Below are 404 nucleotides of genomic sequence, written 5' to 3' on the forward strand. Positions count from 1 at the left end.
TGTCGGTGAGCGCGCCCGTAGCTTCTTTGCGGTATCGAGCGATAAACGGAACCGAAGATCCGGAGTCGAGCAGGTTTACGGCGGCACGAACACGCGTGGGTTTGAGGTCTAGTTCGTTAGAGAGCATCGTCAGGATGCGGGTGTTCGTAGCTTCGGTGCGCTCGTGTTTTTCGCTCATTCTCTCAGTTTCGCATTCTCGGGGGTGCTGTGCCAGTCTTGCGGGGCGTGGGGCGCAGGGTATATTGCGCATCGGAGCGTAATAAATTTTACAGCTATGGTCCCGCATCTAGAATAGGTAATAACATCACATCGCTACTTTTCAGATATTCCGGCGATTGTGCAGACGTTATGCGCCGGGGCATAGAAGATGACATGACGGTAGCCGGTTCACGGTGGACTGGCTG

1 protein-coding gene is annotated in these 404 nt (G+C 54.5%); it reads right to left on the minus strand.

The window, feature by feature from the left end; translation table 11 throughout:
• The coding region (locus tag HMPREF2554_RS11740; protein WP_371326181.1) for a Tex-like N-terminal domain-containing protein at window positions 1–178 on the minus strand (178 nt) is incomplete at its 3' end.
• Window positions 179–404: the final 226 nt, after the last annotated feature.

Source organism: Rothia sp. HMSC071F11 (assembly GCF_001809115.1).
GTDB lineage: Bacteria > Actinomycetota > Actinomycetes > Actinomycetales > Micrococcaceae > Rothia > Rothia dentocariosa.